Annotated in this window: 23 protein-coding genes; 7 read left to right on the forward strand and 16 right to left on the reverse strand. The window is 66.8% G+C overall.

What is annotated here, in order from left to right; translation table 11 throughout:
* Positions 1-14: 14 nt before the first annotated feature.
* The 7 genes from AC1RQG_RS14810 to AC1RQG_RS14840 all read right to left on the reverse strand — a co-directional run bounded on the left by AC1RQG_RS14810 (position 15) and on the right by AC1RQG_RS14840 (position 6,258).
* Positions 15-452, reverse strand: coding sequence for a universal stress protein (locus tag AC1RQG_RS14810; RefSeq protein ID WP_493132618.1), 438 nt, complete (start codon positions 450-452; stop codon positions 15-17).
* A gap of 120 nt (positions 453-572) precedes the next feature.
* Positions 573-1,022 (reverse strand): Hsp20/alpha crystallin family protein, encoded by a 450-nt coding sequence (locus AC1RQG_RS14815; protein WP_493132620.1) that lies wholly within the window; start codon positions 1,020-1,022, stop codon positions 573-575.
* 156 nt (positions 1,023-1,178) lie between these two features.
* Entirely contained in the window at positions 1,179-2,006 is an 828-nt protein-coding gene (fnr, locus tag AC1RQG_RS14820) for a fumarate/nitrate reduction transcriptional regulator Fnr (protein ID WP_493132622.1), read from the reverse strand.
* Between the two features lie 198 nt (positions 2,007-2,204).
* The gene (locus AC1RQG_RS14825) at positions 2,205-2,846 is read right to left on the reverse strand and encodes a response regulator transcription factor (protein WP_493132624.1); all 642 of its coding nucleotides are present in this window, start codon (positions 2,844-2,846) and stop codon (positions 2,205-2,207) included.
* The gene (locus AC1RQG_RS14830; protein ID WP_493132627.1) at positions 2,836-4,317 is read right to left on the reverse strand and encodes a hybrid sensor histidine kinase/response regulator; all 1,482 of its coding nucleotides are present in this window, start codon (positions 4,315-4,317) and stop codon (positions 2,836-2,838) included. The genes AC1RQG_RS14825 and AC1RQG_RS14830 overlap by 11 nt, the downstream gene beginning before the upstream one ends.
* 15 nt (positions 4,318-4,332) lie before the next feature.
* A complete protein-coding gene (locus tag AC1RQG_RS14835; protein ID WP_493132629.1) occupies positions 4,333-4,746 on the reverse strand; it encodes a response regulator in 414 nt (137 codons plus the stop codon).
* Positions 4,747-6,258 (reverse strand): sensor histidine kinase, encoded by a 1,512-nt coding sequence (locus AC1RQG_RS14840; protein WP_493132631.1) that lies wholly within the window; start codon positions 6,256-6,258, stop codon positions 4,747-4,749.
* A 301-nt stretch (positions 6,259-6,559) separates the two neighbouring features.
* On the opposite strand from AC1RQG_RS14840, the gene AC1RQG_RS14845 reads away from it, so the two are divergent.
* Positions 6,560-6,952, forward strand: coding sequence for a TraR/DksA family transcriptional regulator (locus tag AC1RQG_RS14845; protein ID WP_493132633.1), 393 nt, complete (start codon positions 6,560-6,562; stop codon positions 6,950-6,952).
* Between the two features lie 64 nt (positions 6,953-7,016).
* Here the strand turns inward: AC1RQG_RS14845 and AC1RQG_RS14850 are convergent, their stop codons facing one another.
* The 5 genes from AC1RQG_RS14850 to AC1RQG_RS14870 all read right to left on the reverse strand — a co-directional run bounded on the left by AC1RQG_RS14850 (position 7,017) and on the right by AC1RQG_RS14870 (position 9,346).
* Entirely contained in the window at positions 7,017-7,454 is a 438-nt protein-coding gene (locus AC1RQG_RS14850; protein WP_493132635.1) for a universal stress protein, read from the reverse strand.
* A gap of 14 nt (positions 7,455-7,468) precedes the next feature.
* Positions 7,469-7,921, reverse strand: coding sequence for a bacteriohemerythrin (locus tag AC1RQG_RS14855; protein WP_493132637.1), 453 nt, complete (start codon positions 7,919-7,921; stop codon positions 7,469-7,471).
* Positions 7,918-8,109, reverse strand: a complete 192-nt coding sequence (locus AC1RQG_RS14860; protein ID WP_493132639.1) for a YgaP family membrane protein — start codon at positions 8,107-8,109, stop codon at positions 7,918-7,920. The genes AC1RQG_RS14855 and AC1RQG_RS14860 overlap by 4 nt, the downstream gene beginning before the upstream one ends.
* A 156-nt stretch (positions 8,110-8,265) precedes the next feature.
* A complete protein-coding gene (locus AC1RQG_RS14865) occupies positions 8,266-8,907 on the reverse strand; it encodes a Clp protease ClpP (RefSeq protein WP_493132641.1) in 642 nt (213 codons plus the stop codon).
* A gap of 58 nt (positions 8,908-8,965) precedes the next feature.
* A complete protein-coding gene (locus AC1RQG_RS14870) occupies positions 8,966-9,346 on the reverse strand; it encodes a translational machinery protein (protein WP_493132643.1) in 381 nt (126 codons plus the stop codon).
* Positions 9,347-9,725: 379 nt separating this feature from the next.
* Between AC1RQG_RS14870 and AC1RQG_RS14875 the strand changes: the two genes are divergently transcribed.
* Both AC1RQG_RS14875 and AC1RQG_RS14880 read left to right on the forward strand, forming a co-directional pair.
* Positions 9,726-10,517: a helix-turn-helix domain-containing protein gene (locus AC1RQG_RS14875; RefSeq protein ID WP_493132645.1), complete on the forward strand. Its 792-nt coding sequence runs from the start codon at positions 9,726-9,728 to the stop codon at positions 10,515-10,517.
* A 20-nt stretch (positions 10,518-10,537) separates the two neighbouring features.
* Positions 10,538-11,341: a helix-turn-helix domain-containing protein gene (locus tag AC1RQG_RS14880; protein WP_493132647.1), complete on the forward strand. Its 804-nt coding sequence runs from the start codon at positions 10,538-10,540 to the stop codon at positions 11,339-11,341.
* Between the two features lie 26 nt (positions 11,342-11,367).
* Here AC1RQG_RS14880 and AC1RQG_RS14885 read toward each other — a convergent pair whose 3' ends face one another.
* Genes AC1RQG_RS14885 through AC1RQG_RS14895 form a run of 3 tightly spaced genes read right to left on the reverse strand, consistent with a single transcriptional unit; the run spans position 11,368 to position 14,068 of the window.
* Positions 11,368-12,942 (reverse strand): bifunctional aminoglycoside phosphotransferase/ATP-binding protein, encoded by a 1,575-nt coding sequence (locus AC1RQG_RS14885; RefSeq protein WP_493132649.1) that lies wholly within the window; start codon positions 12,940-12,942, stop codon positions 11,368-11,370.
* A 45-nt stretch (positions 12,943-12,987) separates the two neighbouring features.
* Entirely contained in the window at positions 12,988-13,608 is a 621-nt protein-coding gene (locus tag AC1RQG_RS14890) for a SagB/ThcOx family dehydrogenase (RefSeq protein WP_493132651.1), read from the reverse strand.
* 34 nt (positions 13,609-13,642) lie between these two features.
* Positions 13,643-14,068 carry a carboxypeptidase regulatory-like domain-containing protein gene (locus AC1RQG_RS14895; RefSeq protein ID WP_493132653.1) on the reverse strand — a complete coding sequence of 142 codons (426 nt, stop codon included), beginning with the start codon at positions 14,066-14,068 and terminating at the stop codon, positions 13,643-13,645.
* 258 nt (positions 14,069-14,326) lie between these two features.
* On the opposite strand from AC1RQG_RS14895, the gene AC1RQG_RS14900 reads away from it, so the two are divergent.
* From AC1RQG_RS14900 to AC1RQG_RS14915, 4 genes are read left to right on the forward strand one after another with little or no spacing between them, the layout of a single operon-like run.
* Entirely contained in the window at positions 14,327-14,962 is a 636-nt protein-coding gene (locus AC1RQG_RS14900; RefSeq protein ID WP_493132655.1) for a LemA family protein, read from the forward strand.
* Between the two features lie 5 nt (positions 14,963-14,967).
* On the forward strand, positions 14,968-15,816 hold the full coding sequence (locus AC1RQG_RS14905; protein ID WP_493132970.1) for a TPM domain-containing protein: 849 nt from the start codon (positions 14,968-14,970) through the stop codon (positions 15,814-15,816).
* A gap of 2 nt (positions 15,817-15,818) precedes the next feature.
* Positions 15,819-16,319 carry a TPM domain-containing protein gene (locus AC1RQG_RS14910; protein ID WP_493132657.1) on the forward strand — a complete coding sequence of 167 codons (501 nt, stop codon included), beginning with the start codon at positions 15,819-15,821 and terminating at the stop codon, positions 16,317-16,319.
* Positions 16,320-16,365: 46 nt separating this feature from the next.
* Entirely contained in the window at positions 16,366-16,803 is a 438-nt protein-coding gene (locus AC1RQG_RS14915; RefSeq protein WP_493132659.1) for a universal stress protein, read from the forward strand.
* A 7-nt stretch (positions 16,804-16,810) separates the two neighbouring features.
* Here the strand turns inward: AC1RQG_RS14915 and AC1RQG_RS14920 are convergent, their stop codons facing one another.
* The gene (locus AC1RQG_RS14920; RefSeq protein WP_493132661.1) at positions 16,811-17,944 is read right to left on the reverse strand and encodes an ABC transporter permease; all 1,134 of its coding nucleotides are present in this window, start codon (positions 17,942-17,944) and stop codon (positions 16,811-16,813) included.
* Positions 17,945-17,947 lie beyond the last annotated feature (3 nt).

Genomic DNA, 17,947 nt, shown 5'->3' on the forward strand with positions numbered 1-17,947 from the left:
GCCCGTTCATGGCATCAGCGCAACACAAGTACGGGCACCGTCGCGTGGGTCAGCACTTTTTGCGTTTCGCTGCCCAGCAACAGGCCTTTCACGCCGCGCCGGCCGTGCGACGACATGCAGATCAGGTCGCAGCCGGCGTCGGTGGCGGCCTTGCAGATGGCCTCGTACGGTTGCTCATCCGTCACCAGCATGGTGTCGCAGCTCACGCCCAGCTCCTTGGCGGCCTTCTCGATCTCGGCCAGGAACACGCGCGCATGTTCGGCGCTGTCGTGCGCGTACTGCTCGCGGGTGTCGGCCAGCATTTCCGGTTGATAGGTGAAGATCTGGTAATCGGCCATCACATGGATGCCGGTGACCTTGGCCCCGGATTCCTTGGCGAACGCCAGCGTCTTTTTGATCATGGCGGAGGCGATGGAGGAACCGTCGGTGGGCAACAGGATATGCTTGAACATGATGTAGTCTCGGTTAGGGTGGCTGCGGTTAACTTCGGATAACTCTCTTCATTTCGGTGACGTCGGCCGCCCCGGCGCTGCGCATGGCGCTGCGGACTCGATGCGGCCCCGGCGCAAGCGTCAGTTGACGACGATCTTCTTGGCGCTGCCGTTGGCGCGCTTGGGCAGCGTCAGCTCCAGCACGCCGTCCAGGTATTTGGCCTCGACCTTGCTGTCGTCGATATCGTGCTCGAGCGAGAAGCTGCGGTATTGCTGGCCGTAGTAGCGCTCGCTGCGCACCACGGTCTCGCCTTTCTTCTCTTCGGTTTCACGCTTGGTTTCGGCCGAGATCGAAACGCGGTTGCCGTCGACATCGACCTTGATGTCCTCCTTCTTCATGCCCGGCATTTCCGCCTTGACGTTGTAGGCCTGGTCGGTTTCCGTCACGTCCAGCTTGATCAGTGCTTCCTTCTGCATATCGCGCATCGCGTGCTTGAGGCCGAAGTCGCGGAAGAAGTCCTCCACGCTGCGCAGCGGTTCCATACGGGCCAGATCGCCAAACGGGTCGAAGTGTCGTAGTTGATTAGCCATTTTCAACTCCCATGCAAAAATATGCCGGTTTGAAGTGTGGGGACGCGCCGGCAACCGCGTCCCTGTCACCCCACTGTAAATGGCCGCGCAGGCCGTGTCAGCCGGGGCTTGTGATCGACATCAAGAACTTGAACAATACGATAACACCGGCCAGGGTCAAGCGGCGCACAGGGTCAGGCCGCGTTTGCCGCGCATCGCCTCCTCGGCGCGGGCCGCCTTTTGTTCGGCCACTTCCAGCGCCGCGCCGGTCGACAGCGCCTCCAGCGCGGCGCGGTCGAGGATGGTCAGGTCGCGGTTTTCGATGCTGATCCAGCCCTGCTTGCGGAAGCGCGACAGCAGCCGGCTCACGCTCTCGATGGTCAGGCTCAGGTAATCGCCCATGTCCTCGCGCGACATGCGCAACTGGAAACTGGAGGCCGAATAGCCGCGCGCCTGGTAGCGGGCCGACAGGTTGAGCAGGAACACGGCGAAGCGCTGCTCGGCGCGCATATTGCCCAGCAATAGCATCACGTTCTGCTCGCGCGTGATCTCCTGGCTCATGATGCGGTGGAAGTGCTGCAGCAGCTGCGGCATCTCGCCGAACAGCTCCTGCAGGCGGGCGAACGGGATCTCGCACACTTCCGCGTCCTCGAGCGCCACCGCGCTGCAGGCGTGGCGGCCGGCGCCGATGGCGTCCATGCCCAGCAGGTCGCCGGCCATCTGGAAGCCGGTGATCTGCTGCTCGCCGCGCAGGTTGACCTGGGCCGTCTTGAAGTGGCCGAAGCGCACGGCGTACAGGCTGTTGAACGGCTGGTCCATGCGGTACAGGTGCTCGTCGCGCGCGATGCGGCGGCGGCGGCCGATGATCTTGTCCAGCCGCGAGACGGCGTGATCGTCCAGGCCGACGGGCAGGCACAGCTTCTTGAAACTGCACACGGCGCACTTGTTCTGGCTGGGGGCCGTTTGCGCGCTCGACGGGGCGATGGCGAAGATGGTGGATGTCATGGCAAAGCTCCCTGTTCGTATGTCGCCCGTCCTTGGGCGTGGACGGGGCGTGATTTGTTCATACGACAAGTATCACCGACGGGCGACCTTTTCGTTATCGGGCAAGGCCGCCGCGTCGTGTAGGGGATTCGCGGATGAAATCGTGTAGGGGATCCGTGACAGCGGGCCGCGCGCGGCCCGCCGCTTCGACACACCGGTTCAGATGATGCCGTTCTCCAGCGCGTAGCGGGTCAGCTCGGCGTTGCTGGTGCAGCCCATCTTGTCGAGGATGCGGGTGCGGTAGGTGGTCACCGTGTTGGGGCTCAGGTGCAGCAGTTCGCCGATGCGCACCAGCGATTCGCCGGCCGCGATCAGCTTGAACACCTCCAGCTCGCGGTTCGACAAGGCTTCGTGGTTGGCCATGCCGCCGCCCCCGCCGATCAGCGAGGCCAGCTTTTCCAGCAGGGCCGGACTGACATGCTTGCCGCCGGCGGCCGCCTTGCGCACGGCCGTCACCAGCACCGTGGTCGGCGCGTCCTTGGTCAGATAACCCGAGGCGCCCAGCTTGAGCGCGCGCACGGCGTAGATCTCCTCCGAATACGTGCTCAGCATCAGCACCGCCAGCCGCGGCCGGTCGGCCCGCAACTGCTTGAGCAAGTCGAGCCCGTTCTTGCCCGGCATGGTGATGTCGCACAGGGCCACGTCGAATTCCTGCTGCTGCACCAGTTGCAGCGCCTCCTGCGCGTTGCCGGCCTCGCCCGTCACGACGATGTCGTCGGCCGTGCCCAGCATCAGGCGCACGCCGTTGCGGGCGATCGCGTGATCGTCCACCAGCAACACCCGGATCTGCTTACCGCTCATTACTTCCCTCCAACGGCAAGCGCAGCAGCAGGCTCGTGCCCTGCCCCGGCTTGCCGGTAATTTTCAATTCGCCGGCGAAATGCCGGCTGCGCTCATGCATGCCCAGGATGCCCCACGATTCGCGGTTAAGCAGGCGTTCCGTGTCGATCCCCTTGCCATCGTCGATGATGCTGAGCAGGAGGGTATTATCGCGCAAGTCGACGTCCAGCTGCACCGTGCTGGCCTCGGCGTGGCGCACCACGTTGGTCAGCGCCTCCTGCACGATGCGGAACAGCATGGTGCTGCGCTCCGGTCCCAGCTCCAGCGCGGCGGCGGCCGGCGTCACGTGGCAGATGCAGTGCAGGCCCGAGCGCTGCTCGATCTGGCCCGCGTACCATTCGAGCGCGGCCCACACGCCCAGCTGGTCGAGCACGCTGGGGCGCAAATCCGTGATCACGCGGCGCACGGTCTGGATCGCGTCCTGGGCCAGCGCCGAGGCGTCGGCCAGCAACGGTTCGGCCGGGCTGCCGGCCGCCGCCGTCCGCTCCATGGCCACGGAAATATAGGCCTTGATGCCCGTCAGCAGGCCGCCCAGCTCGTCGTGGATCTCCTGGGCGATGCGCTTGCGCTCGTGCTCCTTGATGTTCTCCTGGTGCGCCGCCAGCCGGCGCAGCTCGTCCTGCGACTGCTGCAGCGCCTGCTCGGCCAGCTTGTTGGGCGTGATGTCGATCAGGATGCCCTGCATGAACAGCGGCTGGCCAGCGTCGTCGCGCACCACCTCGGCCTGGTCGCGGAACCACAATTCGTCGCCGTTGCGGGCCGTGAGCCGGTATTCGAGCCGCAGCGCGGCGCCGGCCATGCGGCTCTCCTCGATGGCGGCCTGGACCCAGCCGCGCTCGGCCGGGTGCATGCGCGACGCGTGCAGCCTGGGATCGGCCAGCCACTCGGCCGGGGTGTAGCCGAGCGTCTGGATCTGCGGGCTGATGTAGAGCAGCGTCTGCGGCGCGTCCAGCGCGGCGATGTAGGTGATGGCCTGGATCTGCTCGACCAGGGTGCGGAACTTGGCCTCCACCTGGCGCTTGTCGACCAGCAGCCGCTGCTCGCGCAGCATGCGGTGGATGGCCGTCGGCAGCATCTCCAGGTAGCGCCCGTCGACGTCCTTGACCAGGTAGTCGCGCGCGCCGCGCCGCATGGCCTCGGCCGCCACGGTGGCGCTGTCGGCGCCGGTCAGCATCATCACGGGGATGGCCGCGCCGCCGCCATCGACCGACAGCCGGGCCAGGAATTCCAGCCCCGTCACGTCGGGCAGGTGGTAGTCGAGCAGGATGCAGTCGGGCGCCGCGTCGCGCGCCTGCAGCAGACCCTGCTGGCCGCTGTCGGCCTCGATCAGCTCGAAATTGCTGTCGGGGTCGGCCGCGAACGCGCGCCGGCACGCCATGCGGTCGACCACGTCGTCCTCGACGATCAGCACCCGTACCCGTGGACTGTTCATGGCCGCCCCGTGCAATTAAGGCATCTCACTGATGGTCCAGTACAGGTCGATCGAGCGCATCATCTCGACGAAGCGGCGGTAGTCGACGGGCTTGGCCATGTAGCCGGCCACGCCCAGGTCGAAGCTGTGCACCTTGTCCTGCTGCTCCTCGGACGTGGTCAGCACGATCACGGGGATGCGCTTGAGGTCGGCGTCCTGCTTGATCATCTGCAGGAACTCGATGCCGTTCATGATCGGCATGTTCAGGTCCAGCAGGATGATGCACGGCCGCTCCTTGGACGGATCGCGCAGGTGCTCGAGCGCCGCCTCGCCGTTCTCCATGCTGACGACGGGGTTGACGACGTGAATTTCCTTCAGCGCACGCAGGATCGTCATCACGTCAACGTGGTCGTCTTCCACCAGCAAGATCGGCTTGTTGTTAATTTTCATTTAATTACGGCTCCTGTTGTCAAAGGTATTGCGCTGACCCGACTTGGGCAGCGTGAACCAGAATGTTGTGCCGGCGCCTACGGCCGATTCCACGCCGACCTGGCCGTGGTACATCTCGACGATCTTCTTCACCAGCGCCAGGCCGACGCCCGTGCTCTCGACCCGGTCGCGCGAGGCCAGCGTCTGGAACAGCTGGAAGATCCGCTCGAAATGGCGCTCCTCGATGCCGGGGCCGTTGTCGCGCACGTGGAAGCGCCAGTGGCGGCCGGCGTCGGTCACGCCCACCTCGACCTCGCCCTGCGGCTTGTTCATGTAGTTGATGGCGTTGGAGATCAGGTTGTGGAACACTTGCTGGATGCGGGTCGGCTCCGTCATGATGGTCGGCAGGCCGGGCGCCACGGTGACCCGGATATGGGGCGGCGGCGCCAGCAAATCGACCACGTCGGCCAGCAAGCGGTTCAAATCGACGGGCAGCAGCGCTTCCTTGACCCGGCCCACGCGCGAGTACTGGAGGATGCCGTCGATCAGACTGCTCATGCGGTGCACGCGGTTGATCAGCAGCCGCATGTGCTCGCGGCCCTCGTCGTTGAACTGCTCGGCGTAGTCGGTGGCCAGCCAGTCGGCCAGCGAGCCGATGCCGCGCAGCGGCGCCTTCAGGTCGTGCGAGACGACGTAGGCGAAATTGGTCAGCTCCTCGTTGGCGCTGCTCAGTTCCTGCAGCAGCAGCCGGTTCTTTTCCTCGTTCAGCTTGCGGTCGCTGATGTCGCGCACCATGCCGGTGAACATGCGGCGCTCGCCCAGCCGCATCTCGGCCACGGCCAGGTCCATGGGGAACAGCGAGCCATCCTTGCGCATGCCCTCCACCTCGCGGCCCTTGCCGATGATCTTCTTCTCGCCCGTGCCCAGGTAGTTGGCCAGGTAGTGGTCGTGCTGGCTGCGGTGCGGCTCGGGCATGAGGATGGACACGTTGCGGCCCGCCACCTCCGCCTCGGTGTAGCCGAACAGGCGCTCGGCGGCCGGATTCAGGCGCTCCAGGCGGCCGCGCTCGTCGATGGTGATGATGGCGTCGACGGCCGTCTCGAACACGGCGCGCATGCGCGCCTCGCTCTCCTGCAAGGCCATCTCGGCCGCGCGGCGGCTGCTGATGTCGTGGATGGTGGCCAGCACCAGCGGCAAGTCCTGGGCCGTGCGCAGCGGCGACAGGCTGACTTCGACGGGAAATTCGCGGCCGTCGGCGTGCAAGCCCAGCAATTCGGCGCCGGCGCCCATGGCGCGCGGGCGCGGCGACGAGAAGAAGTCGGAGCGCAAGGCGCCGTGGCGGTGGCGGTAACGTTCGGGCACCAGCATTTCCAGCGACTGCCCCAGCAACGCATCCCGGCTATGGCCGAACAGCCGTTCGAGCGCCGGGTTGGCCAGCACGATACGGCCCGCGCGGTCGACGATCAGCATGGGGTCGGTGGCCGCGACGAGCAGCCATTCCAGACTCTGTCCTTCAATGACGAGGTTTTTCAACGACTTGTTTCCTGGTGGCAGATTACATCAAGTTGCAACAATACCATGACCGCCACACCCGTTGCCACCGAAAGTTAAAGCCGGCCGGCCACTTGTGCGCAGCGTTCGATTCCACCCGATTTTGACCTAGATCAACTCGGGTCAGTGACGCGCTGCAAGATCACAGTTAAATTGGGGACATAGCATCAGACGCCTGTTTGCGGGCCGATCGTCCGTCCATGGCGCCATTGTAAAGCCGCACCCACATCGAAGGAAGCACCATGCCATTCACAACCGCGTCCACCGTCCCCGGGGGAGCGCCATGAGCCAGCTGTCGAGCGCCGATCTGGCGGACCTGGGCGAACGCCTGCGCCAGCGCCGTCAGGAGCTGGTCGCCACGCTGCGCCAGCGCCTGCATCAGGCTGACGACGAGGTGGAAATGGCCTTGTTCAATTATTTCGCCTCGCTTGACGACGCGGCCACGTCCAGCCAGCTGGCCGATTGCGACGTGGCCCAGCTCGGCCATGAACTGGCCGAGCTGCGCGCCATCGACCTGGCCATCGGCCGGGTCGGCAACGAGAGCTACGGCCAATGCGCGGCCTGCGGCGTGCCGATCGCGCTCGACCGGCTGCGGGCCCAGCCCAGTGCCCAGATGTGCCTGGCTTGTCAGGAGGAACTGGAACGCCAGCCGCACCGCATGCGCAAGCTCGGCTGAACCAGCCGGGCAGCGCGCCGGGACGCCACACGGGCACCGTGTCGCGTCCCGTTCTTTTTGGCGCTCAGCGGTAGACCAGCACCGGAACCGGGCTGAAGGTGAGGATCTTCTGGGTTTCGCCGCCCAGCAGGAAGCTGCGCGCGCCCTTGCGCCCGTGCGAGGCGACGCAGATCAGGTCGCAGCCGTAGAGCTTGGCGTGCTGGATGATGGCCTCATAGGGTTGCTCGTGGACCACGTACAGCGTGTCGCACGTGACGCCGTAGCCCCTGGCCGCCTCCAGCACCTCGTGCAGGTAGCGCCGCGCCAGCTCGACGTTGCGCTGCTGGACCTCGGCGCCGCTGTCGCGCAGCATCGCCGTCTGCATGCCGATCTCATGGATCGGCGGCAACACATGCATGGCCGTCACGCACGCGCCCGACTCGGAGGCCATGCGCATGCATTTCTGCACCATCGCGCGCGCGGCCGGCGAACCGTCCGTGGCCAGCAGGATGTGGCGGAACATGGCGCCCCCGTGGCTCAGGCGTTGCCGCCGGCGGCCGCTTCCGGCCCCGTGTCGAAACGCACCCCGGCCACCTGCAGCGCCGCGGCCAGGGCCGTGTCGGCCGTCTCCAGATGGACGTGGAACCACGGCAACAGCAACTCCACGGCCCGCCGCCGCGCCCCGTGGTCGCCGTCGGCCAGGCTGTGCAGCGTGGCCAGCACGCGCGCGTGCTGCTCGCGGTGGCTGCGGATGGCCTGGTAGTTGATCGCCTCCATGATCGCCTCCTCGGCCCGGAAGTCGGCCTCCAGCGCGTCGGTCAGCCGGGCCAGGCCGGCGTCGAAGTCGCCCTCGTCGGGCGTCTTCTGCAAGGCGGAGATCTGCTGCGCCAGCGCCTGGTGGGCGTCGTCCATCTGGGGCACGCCCAGCGCCATGTCCGGGGTCCAGACCGGCTCGTCCATGCTCGTTCCTGTCATGGCGGGGCCGCTCATTTCTTCTCGCACGTGTTCCAGTGGAATGGCAGGTAGGCCGGACAGAACCGGAAGATACCGGTCAACAGCGGCACCACGCCGATCCAGCCCCATGCCCCGATGGCGCCCGTGAGCGCGCCGCCAATCAACAGCAAGCCCGCAAGGATGCGGATCACCCGGTCGATGTTTCCTACGTTCGTTTGCATCATCAGCTCCCGTTACATTATAAAAATTGTTGCCAGCCCCTGCCCCGGCGACCGCCGGCGCGGCGGGCATCAGCGATGTTTGCCCTTGCAGCTTAATGGAAGCGGCAAGGCGCACCGGCCATTTTTGCGCCCCCGATTGATCTGAGACAGGTCATGCGCTCAGCCTTTGGCCGCGTCGGCGGCCGCCTTCAGCTTGCGCGGCAGGCTCAGCTTGGCCCGTTCGCGCTGCAGCCGCGCCAGCCGGCGCTGGATCTCGTCCGAGTCCATCCACAGGTCGGAACCCTTGAGGATGTTCTTGATCTCGGTCGCCGACAGGAAGGGCTGGCAGGTGCGCGTCATGAACTTCTCGAACCAGTTGCTGAGCGCCAGCGACTCGGCCTGCTGCTCGTTGCCCTTGCCCGTGAACACCCCGGAATAGATGTGGAACAGCAGCTGGCAGTTGTCATGCACCAGCAACTCGTCACCGGCCAGGAAGATGAAGGCGCCCATCGAATAGGCGCGCGCCTCCAGCACGGTGATCACGTGGGCGTTCGACGCCTGCATGTTGTTGATGATCTGCAAGCCCGTGTCGAAGTCGCCGCCCGAGGTGTTCAGGTGCAGGTAGATCAGGTCCACGTCGCTGGCCGTGCGCAGCGTGTGGAACAGCTCCGTGTAATACGACGATTGCTGGATCGCGCCCGACAGATAATAGGATATCTGCCGGATCTGGGTCTGGCGCTCGAAACGGCTCAGGCCCTGGAACACGAACGGCTCCAGGTCGTCCTGATCCGGATCCTGGCCGTTCGGTGTCTGATTGCTCATGTGGCACTCCCGGTGGGCAAGGGTGGGACGGCGCGGCCGCGGGGCCGCGCGCCGTGGTTCACAGCATCTTGTCGGCGCGCAGGAAGTACTTGCGCGCATGCTTGAGCAGCTGGCCGTCGGTCGGATGGTCGACCGTCTCCACGCTCATCACGCGCTCGGCCACGGACGGTTGATGCTTGAGCAGATGCTTCATCAGTTCCAGCTTCTCCGAACCGGGGCCGACCAGCAGGATCTCCGCCACTTGTTTCAGGTCGTCGGCCACGGCCTCGAAATACTGGGCGTTCTCGGCCGCGCGGCCGGTGCCGCCGGCGGACTTGGTGTGCAGGTGCGGGTTGCCGGCGTGCGAGCGGATCACGGCCGTGGTGGAGGTCTCGGGATTGAAGTGGATGACGTGGGCTTCGGTGTGGTCTATCCATGCGACTGCGTGTTGAAACGACATACGGTTCTCCTGCGTTGGGTGGGTTGATGCAAACCACTATGAGCGCCGCCAAGCCAAAAATCATTGACCTAGATCAAATCTTTCCCTAACGACAAAGACGAGACCAACCACATGTCGCTTAGCACGGCTAAGTTCAGGTTCTTTGATCCAGATCAAGCAAATTTGCACATTGCTTCGCGTATATTGATATTGATGCTGCTTACCAAGCATGATGCAGCGCTCCGCTACGACCATGAACCTGTCGACAGCGCAAATTTGCCCGGCCCGGACGCCGGAATCAGCTGGCAGATTTGCCGCATCCCGCCGCCCTTCCCCGCGGCGCCCTGAACAACCCCGCTGTGCGCCCCACCGGCCCAGCCACCTTTGACGCGAGGCGAACTTGTTAAACTATCTCTCCGCTGGCCATGGCAACCGTGATGCCGCCCGCTTTTCCGCTCCCGTTGAATGCTCGTCCTGCCGTGCCCGCCAACTGTGCCTGCCGGCCGGCGCGACCGACCACCGCAACGTCGACAAACTGGTGGGCCGCCGCATCAAGGTGGCCCGCGACAGCAACCTGTACAAGGCCGGCGACCTGGTCGGCAACCGCTTCTACGCCATCCGCTACGGCAGCTTCAAGAACTACCGCGCCGACGCGGCCGGCCAGCCGCGCATCACCGGCTTCCAGATGAGCGCCGAGTTCCTGGCGCTCGACGCCATCGGCCTGCAACAGCACAACTGCACCGCCGTGGCGCTCGAGGACAGCGAAGTGTGCGAGATCTCGTGCGGCAGCATGAAGCCGCTGCTGCCGTTCTTCCACAGCATCCTGAGCAAGGAGATCACGGACGAGCAGAACGTGGCCCTGCTGCTGCGCAACACGCGCGCCGAGCAGCGGCTGGCCGCCTTCCTGCTGAACCTGTCGTGGCGCTACGGCGTGCGCGGCTTCTCGCCGGCCCGCTTCCGGCTCGCCATGTCGCGCCGCGACATCGCCGACTTCCTGGGCCTGACGCCCGAGAGCGTGAGCCGGCTGATGTTCCAGTTCAAGGACCAGAACCTGATCAACGTCACGGGACGCGATGTCACGCTGGTCGACGCGATCGGCCTCAAACAGCTGGCCGCCAACGCCGGCGCCACATCCGGCCCCACGCTCGACGCCACGCCGCAGACCTTGCCCCTGCCCAGAGGGGAGCTCTAATCATGGAAAGGCATGCCATCATGAACCGCCTCACATCCGGCTCGCTCCTGTCGCGCCACGCCGCCCAGCCCGCCAATTGCGGCACCTGCCCCGCGCGCGCCCACTGCCTGCCCACCGGCATGAACGACACCTATTGCGCCGCCATCGACCAGCTGGTCGAACGCCGCGTGCAACTGGTGCGCGGCGAGCACCTGTACCAGATGAATGAACCGCTGAGCGACCACCTGTACGCGATCCGCAGCGGCCAGTTCAAGACCTACCACCTGACCCCGGAAGGCGAGCAGCGCGTGACCGGCTTCCACATGAGCGGCGAATTCCTCGGCCTGGACGCGATCGGCCTGCACGTGCACCGCGGCAGCGCCGTGGCCCTGTCCAACGCCGAGGTGTGCGAGTTCTCGTACCACCGCCTGGCCGACGCGGCCCAGCGCATGGAGCCGCTGTCGCAGCTGTTCCACAACCTGCTGAGCAAGGAACTGGCGCGCCAGCAGGACACGACGTTACTGCTGCGCAACGGCCACGCCGACCAGAAGTTCGCCAACTTCCTGCTGCGCATGTCGCGCTGCTACGCGGCGCGCGGCAGCGCGCCCAACCTGTTCCAGCTGCCGATGTCGCGCCAGGAGATCGGCGACTTCCTCGGTTTGACGGCCGCCACCATCAGCCGGCTGATCTGCAACTTCAAGGGCCAGGGCTGCATCAAGGCCGTGCGCCGCAACATCATCATCCTCGACCAGGCCATGCTGACCCGCATCGCCACCGGCACCGCGCACCCGGCCCCGGCCGCCCCCGCGCGGGTGGCGAACGGCCCGGTGCTGCAACTGGCCTGAACGGCCGCCGGCACCGCGCCGGCCACTCAGCCTTCGCGCAGCGCGGCGGCCAGCGCCATCAGCGCGTCGTCCGCCCCGGCCGACGCCGTGTTGATGGCGCAGGTCTGACGCCGCTCGCGCGCGCTCAGCTTCTCACTCATGGCGGCCTGGCGCTCCAGCAGTTCCGGACCCGCGTCGGACGCGTCGCGCCCCTCGCGCACGCGCTGGGCCAGGCGCGCGCGCAAGATGCGCGCGGGGGCCCGCAGGTGCAGGATGCGGAACGCCGTGTCGCGCTCGCGGGCGATGCGCTCGAACGGCTCGCGCTGCCAGCGCTGCAGGAACGAGGCGTCGACCACCACCGGCAGGCCGGCCCGCAGGCCATAGCGGGCCAGCTCCAGCAGGCGCGCGTAGGTGGCGCGGCTGCTGTCGGCCGAGTAGATGCCGGCCCCGGCCGGCGCCGCCATGCGCGCGCTCGGCGCCAGGCCGTGCAGGCGCTTGCGCTCGACATCGGAACGGATGCGGATGCCGTCCAGCGCGCGCGCCATGCGGCCCGAATAATACGTCTTGCCGCTGCCCGAATAGCCATGCGCGATCACCAGCGGCGCCTTGGGCGTCTGCACCGAGGCGGCGGCGAAGTAGAGATAGCGGTGGGCCAGCGCCGCCTGTTCCTGCGCCTCGGCGCCGGACAGCGCGCGCGCCCGCAACAGGCACACCTTGGCCCGCACCACGGCCCGCATCACGACGTAATAGCCGAGCACGGCCAGGCCCGAATAGTCGCCGCTCGCTTCCAGATACCGTTCGAGCAGATAGGCGGCCAAGCCGGGCTGGCCGTGGAAGCGCAAATCCATCACCACGAAGGCGAGGTCGTCGATCACGTCGAGCCAGCGCAGGTCGTCGTTGAACTCGATGCAGTCGAACACTTCCACCTTGCCGTCCAAGGTGAGGATATTGCCGCAATGCAGGTCGCCATGGCACTCGCGCACGAAGCCCTGGGCCTTGCGCTGGCCGATCAGGTCCAGCACCCGGTCCTGGGTCGATTGCCACACGCTCAGCAGGTGCACCCGGGTGCGCATCTCGCCCGTGCCGGCCAGCGCGTCCACGGTGGCCAGATCCTGGCGCGCGGCGCGGTCGATCTGGCGCGCGCCACCCCACGGCGTGCCGGACGGCGCCACGGCGGCCGCGGCGTGGTAGGCGGCCAGCTTGTCGGCCAGTCCTTCCACGTCGGCCATGCCGAGCAGGCCCTGGTCGAGGCGGGCCGTCCACAGCGCCTGCTGCGGGAAGGCATGCATGCGCACCGCGTATTCGATGCGCGCGCCATCGCCACCGAGCGCGGGCTGGGCGAACGTGCCGGTGACGGGCACCATGTCGATGTAGATGCCGGGCGCCAACCGCCGGTTCAGGCGCACCTCCTCCTCGCACAGGCGGCGGCGCGCGTACAGCGTGCTGTAGTCGAGCACGTCGAACTTGACGGCCTTCTTGACCTTGTAGGCATAGGCGGGCGTGACGAGCACCCACGAGATGTGGGTCTCGAACAGCCGGCATGGCTGGCCCTGCGCCGTCAGGGCGCTGGCCAGTCGCTGCACCAGCGAAGCCTGCTGGGCCAGGTCGGAACGGTCATTCATTGCACTTCCTCATGGTTTCCGACGGTGACGGCCACCAGACCAACCTCATTCACGCGGGTAGCCGACGGTCTGGGCCAGTACAATGCGCTGCCCGGGGCCGAGTCCCATCCGTTTGGCCAGCGCGGGCCGGTCCACCCAGCCGCGCGTGACCGTGGCCAGCCCCTCGGCGGCGCAGAACAGGTAGACGTTCTGGCTGATGAAGCCGGTGTCGAGCGCGGCGTAGAACTTCTGCTCCACGCGCGAGGCGGCGCTCATGCGCTCCAGGTTGGCCACGTAGATCAGGTTCACGGGCGCGCCGCCCACGAAATCCTGCCAGCCGGTGTCGGCCCGGATGTCGTCGGGCAGCACGGGCTGCAACAGCAATTGCCGCGGGTCGAAGCGGTACAGGCCGCTGGCCAGCGCGACGTAGATATCGATCTCCTGCGCGTCCTTGGCCGACGGCGCCGTGCGGTGGCTGCCCTCCTCGCGGTTGATGCCGTACGCGCACCACAGCAGCCGCGACAGCTTGTAGATCGACAGCGCGCGCGTGCTGAATTCGCGGCTGGACTTGCGCTTGCGCAGCACCTCCATCAACGACATGCTCAGCGGCGTGATGTCGGCGTCGAGTTCCAGCGACGACGGCGCGATCAGCTGTAGCGCGGGCTGGGTTTCATGGGGTTTGTTCATCGCATCCTCCGTCGCGTGGGGCTTTCATCGTTGATCACTGCGCAGCGGGCGCGTCGGGCGCCCAGTAGAAATACAGCTCGCGCGCGCCTTGTTTGGCGACCGAGGCCGCCTGGGTCTGGGTCACGCCGCGCGCCACCGCCTCCACCTTGTAATTGCCCGCCGGCACGCGGGCGTAGACCAGCGGGCCGGCGCCGTTCAGTTGCAGCACGGCCTTGCCGTCGTGGTCGGTGATGGTCAGGTGCACGTCGGCCACGAATTCGCCGCTGCCGCGCGTGGCGAAGGTCAGCAACAGGTTGTAGTCCTTGCGCGCGGCCAGCATCTCCTGCTGCTGGTCCTCGCCCACGCCGCCATTCAGAAACGGCACGCTCTGCGCGTCGGCCGCCATGGCGGGCGCGCCGCATACGGTGGCCGCCAGCGCCACCAGCGACGACAGGATCAAACTACGGAAATTGACTCGCATGTTACGCTCCTTCACGGTGAATCCGCGCGCGTTCGCGCCAACCCGCCCACAGTAGCGTGGTGTTTGCTTTTAATCACGTCAGATGTTTGATCCAAGTCAATAGACCCGATCAAATAGCGGGCGCGGCGGGCAGCGCGATCGGGACTGTCCAGCGCCCAAACTTGTGCGCCCGTTTTGATTCAAATCAAAGATTTTGATTGCCCAAACGACCATAGTGCAAGATGAGGTAATACTCCACCGAACCATGAGAGGCCGCAGATGAAACTACTGAAAATGCTGGGCATGTTGTCGCTGCTGGCGCTGCTGGGCGGCTGCGGCTACAACACGCTGCAGGCCGAGGATGAGCAGATCAAGGCCGCCTGGTCCGAAGTGCTGAACCAGTACCAGCGGCGGGCCGACCTGATCCCCAACCTGGTCAGCACCGTGCAGGGCTACGCCAGCCATGAAAAGGACGTGCTGACCGCCGTGACCCAGGCCCGGGCCCAGGTCGGCGCGCTGCAGGCCAGCCCCGCCACCCTGAGCGACCCGGCCGCGCTGGCCAACTTCCAGCGCGCCCAGGGCGAGCTGCATGGCGCGCTGACGCGGCTGCTGGCCGTGTCGGAGAACTATCCGCAACTGAAGGCCGACGCCAATTTCCGCGACCTGCAGGCGCAGCTGGAAGGGACGGAGAACCGCATCACCGTGGCGCGCAACCGCTACATCGCGGCGGTCCAGACCTACAACACGACGGTACGCACCTTCCCGTCCAACCTCACGGCCAAGATGTTCTCGTTCGACGTCAAACCGAACTTCACGGTCGAGAACGCGAACGCCATCGCCACCCCGCCGCGCGTGCAGTTTGGCCCGGCGCCGGCTGCGCAGGGTGCGGCCGCCACACCCGGGGCGTCAAAGTGAAACCGATGGCGCGCCTGCTGCGCTGGCTGGCCCTGCTGGTCCTGTGCACCGCCAGCGCACTGGCCGCGCCCACGCTGACGGCGCGCGTGACCGACCAGACGGGCACGCTCAGCGCGCAGCAGACGGCCGCGCTGGAAGCGTCGCTGCGCGACTTCGAGGCGCGCAAGGGCAGCCAGATCGCCGTCCTGATGGTCAACAGCACGGCGCCCGACAGCATCGAACAGTACGCACTCAAGGCCGCCGAGCAGACCAAGCTGGGACGCAAGAAGGTCGATGACGGCGCGCTGCTGCTGGTGGCCAAGGACGACCGCGCGCTGCGCATCGAGGTGGGCTACGGCCTCGAAGGGGCGCTGAACGACGCCGTCAGCAAGCGCATCATCAGCGACATCATCACGCCCTACTTGCGTCAGGGCGACTTCTACGGCGGACTGGTGGCCGGCACCAACGCCATGATGGCGGTGGTCGATGGCGAGCCGCTGCCCGCGCCCCCGCGCGCGCAGGACGCCGAAGCGGGCGCCGCCTCGGTTTCCCTGCCTGGCCTGCTGCTGGCCGCATTCGTCATCGGCACTGTGCTGCGCGCCCTGCTGGGACGCTTTCCCGGCGCGCTGGTGGCCGGCGGCTTGAGCGGCTGGCTGGCCTGGGCCGTGCTGGCCACCGTGCCGGCCGCGCTGCTGGTGGGCGTGGCGGGCCTCATGTCCACCCTGCTGGGCGGCATGCGCGGCACACCGGGCCGGCGCTACGGCGGCCCGTTCGGCGGCTTTGGCGGCGGCGGTGGTTTCGGCGGCGGCGGCGGTGGTGGTTTTGGCGGTGGCGGCGGCGGCTTCGGCGGCGGCGGCGCTTCCGGCAGGTGGTAGCGATGGGCATGCTGAACCGGCTGATGCGCCACCTGTGCACGCCGCGCTGGACGGTGCGGCGGGCGTTCCCGGCGTCGGCGCTGCACGCCATCGAGCGCGAGATCCGCGCCAGCGAGCAGTTGCACGGCGGCGAGGTGCGCTTCGCCATCGAACACGCGCTGCCGCTGGCGGCGCTCTGGCAAGGCACCACGGCGCGCGAGCGGGCCGTCGACCTGTTCGGGTCGCTGCGCATGTGGGACACGAGCGAACGCAATGGCGTGCTGATTTACCTGCTGCTGGCCGATCACGCCGTGGAAATCGTGGCCGACCGTGGCGTGCACGCGCTGGCCGGCGCCCCGCACTGGGGCCGCGTCTGCCGGCGCATGCAGCGCGCGTTCGGCCATCGCTGCTATGAGCGCGGCGCGGTGACCGCCGTGCGCATGGTCACGCGCATGCTGGCCCGCCATTACCCGCCCGTGACCGGGCGGCCGAACGAATTACCCGACAAGGTGGTCGTGCTGTAACGGCGGCCATCCCTTTTTTTTCACCTCAAGCAAAGCGAAGACCATCATGTTCACCACCATCCTCGTCCCCACCGACGGCTCCGAGCTGTCCGAGCGCGCCGCCCACGCCGCCATCCAATTCGCCCGCGACTGCGGCGCCAAAGTGGAAGTGCTGGCCGTGTGGCAGTCCTATCCCTATTCGCCGTACGCGGAGTTCGGCGCGGTGCTCGACGTGGAAGCCTACGGCAAGCAGATGCTGGCCGAGGCGGAACAGGCGGCCCAGCGCGTGGCCGACGACGCGGCCGAAGCGGGCGTGCCCTGCACCGTCCACGTGGTCGACTCGTACAGCCCGTACGAGGAAATGCTCAAGGCCGTCGACCTCTATCACTGCGACTTGATCTGCATGGCCACCCACGGCCGGCGCGGCGTGGGCCAGCTGCTGCTGGGCAGCCAGACCCGCCTCGTGACCACCCACAGCACGGTGCCGGTGCTGGTCTACCGCTGATCGTCTATCAGTCCAGCGCCTTGCGGAAGCGCAGCACGGACACGGTCAGCAGCACGATGCCGATGGCGGCCAGCGCCGCCATCTGGGGCCACAGCACGTCCAGTCCCACGCCCTTGAGAAAGGTGCCGCGGATGATGACCAGGTAGTAGCGCAGCGGGTCGAGCAACGTCAGCCACTGCAGGAAATGCGGCATGCTGGCGATCGGGAAGCTGAAGCCCGACAGGATGAACATCGGATTGAGCACGAAGAAATTCGACGCGAAGGCCTGCTGCTGCGTGGTGCAGATGGTGGAGATGAACAGCCCGATCGACAATATGCTGATCAGGAACAAGCAGGTGGCGGCGAACAGCAGCAGCGGATTGCCGACGAACGGGATGTGGAACCAGAACATGCCGACCCCGGCCACCAGCCCCACTTCCACCAGGCCGATCAGGAAGAACGGCAGCGTCTTCCCGAGGATGAACTCGGCCGGGCGGATCGGCGTCACCAGCAACTGCTCCAGCGTGCCGACCTCGCGTTCGCGCACGATGGCGAACGCGGTCAGGTTGACAATAGTGATCAGGGTTAGCGTGCCGATCACACCCGGCACGAAGAACCAGCGGCTGTTCAGATTCGGGTTGTACCAGTAGCGCTGGGCCACGTCCACGTGCACCAGCGGCCGCGCCAGCGCATGGCCGGTGCGCTGCGCCAGCTCCAGCGCCATGCTCTGGCCAAAGGTGTTGGCGATGTCGCTCACGTAGCCGAGCGCGATCAGCGCCGTGTTCGAATTGGTCCCGTCGAGCAGCACTTGCACGGGCGCGCTCTGGCCCTTGCGCAGCAGCTCGGCGAATCCGGGCGGCAGCACGATGGCCACCTGGGCCGAACTGCTGGCCACGGCCTGCTCGGCTTCCGCGCGGGTGTTGGCCACCGTGGTCAACTCGAAGCGGCTGCTGTGGACGAAGGCCGCCACCAGCGCGCGGCTCTCCGGCGTGTGGTCCTGGTCCAGCATGGCCGTGGACACGTTGAACACCTCGAACGTGGCGGCATAGCCGAACAACAGCATCTGGATCATGGGCGGGATCAGCAAACGGAAGCGGGCCGACTTGTCGCGCTTCAGTTGCAGGAACTCCTTGATCAGCAGTTGGGCGACGCGTCGGAACATGGG

The organism is Rugamonas sp. GW822-FHT03B10 (assembly GCF_058801745.1).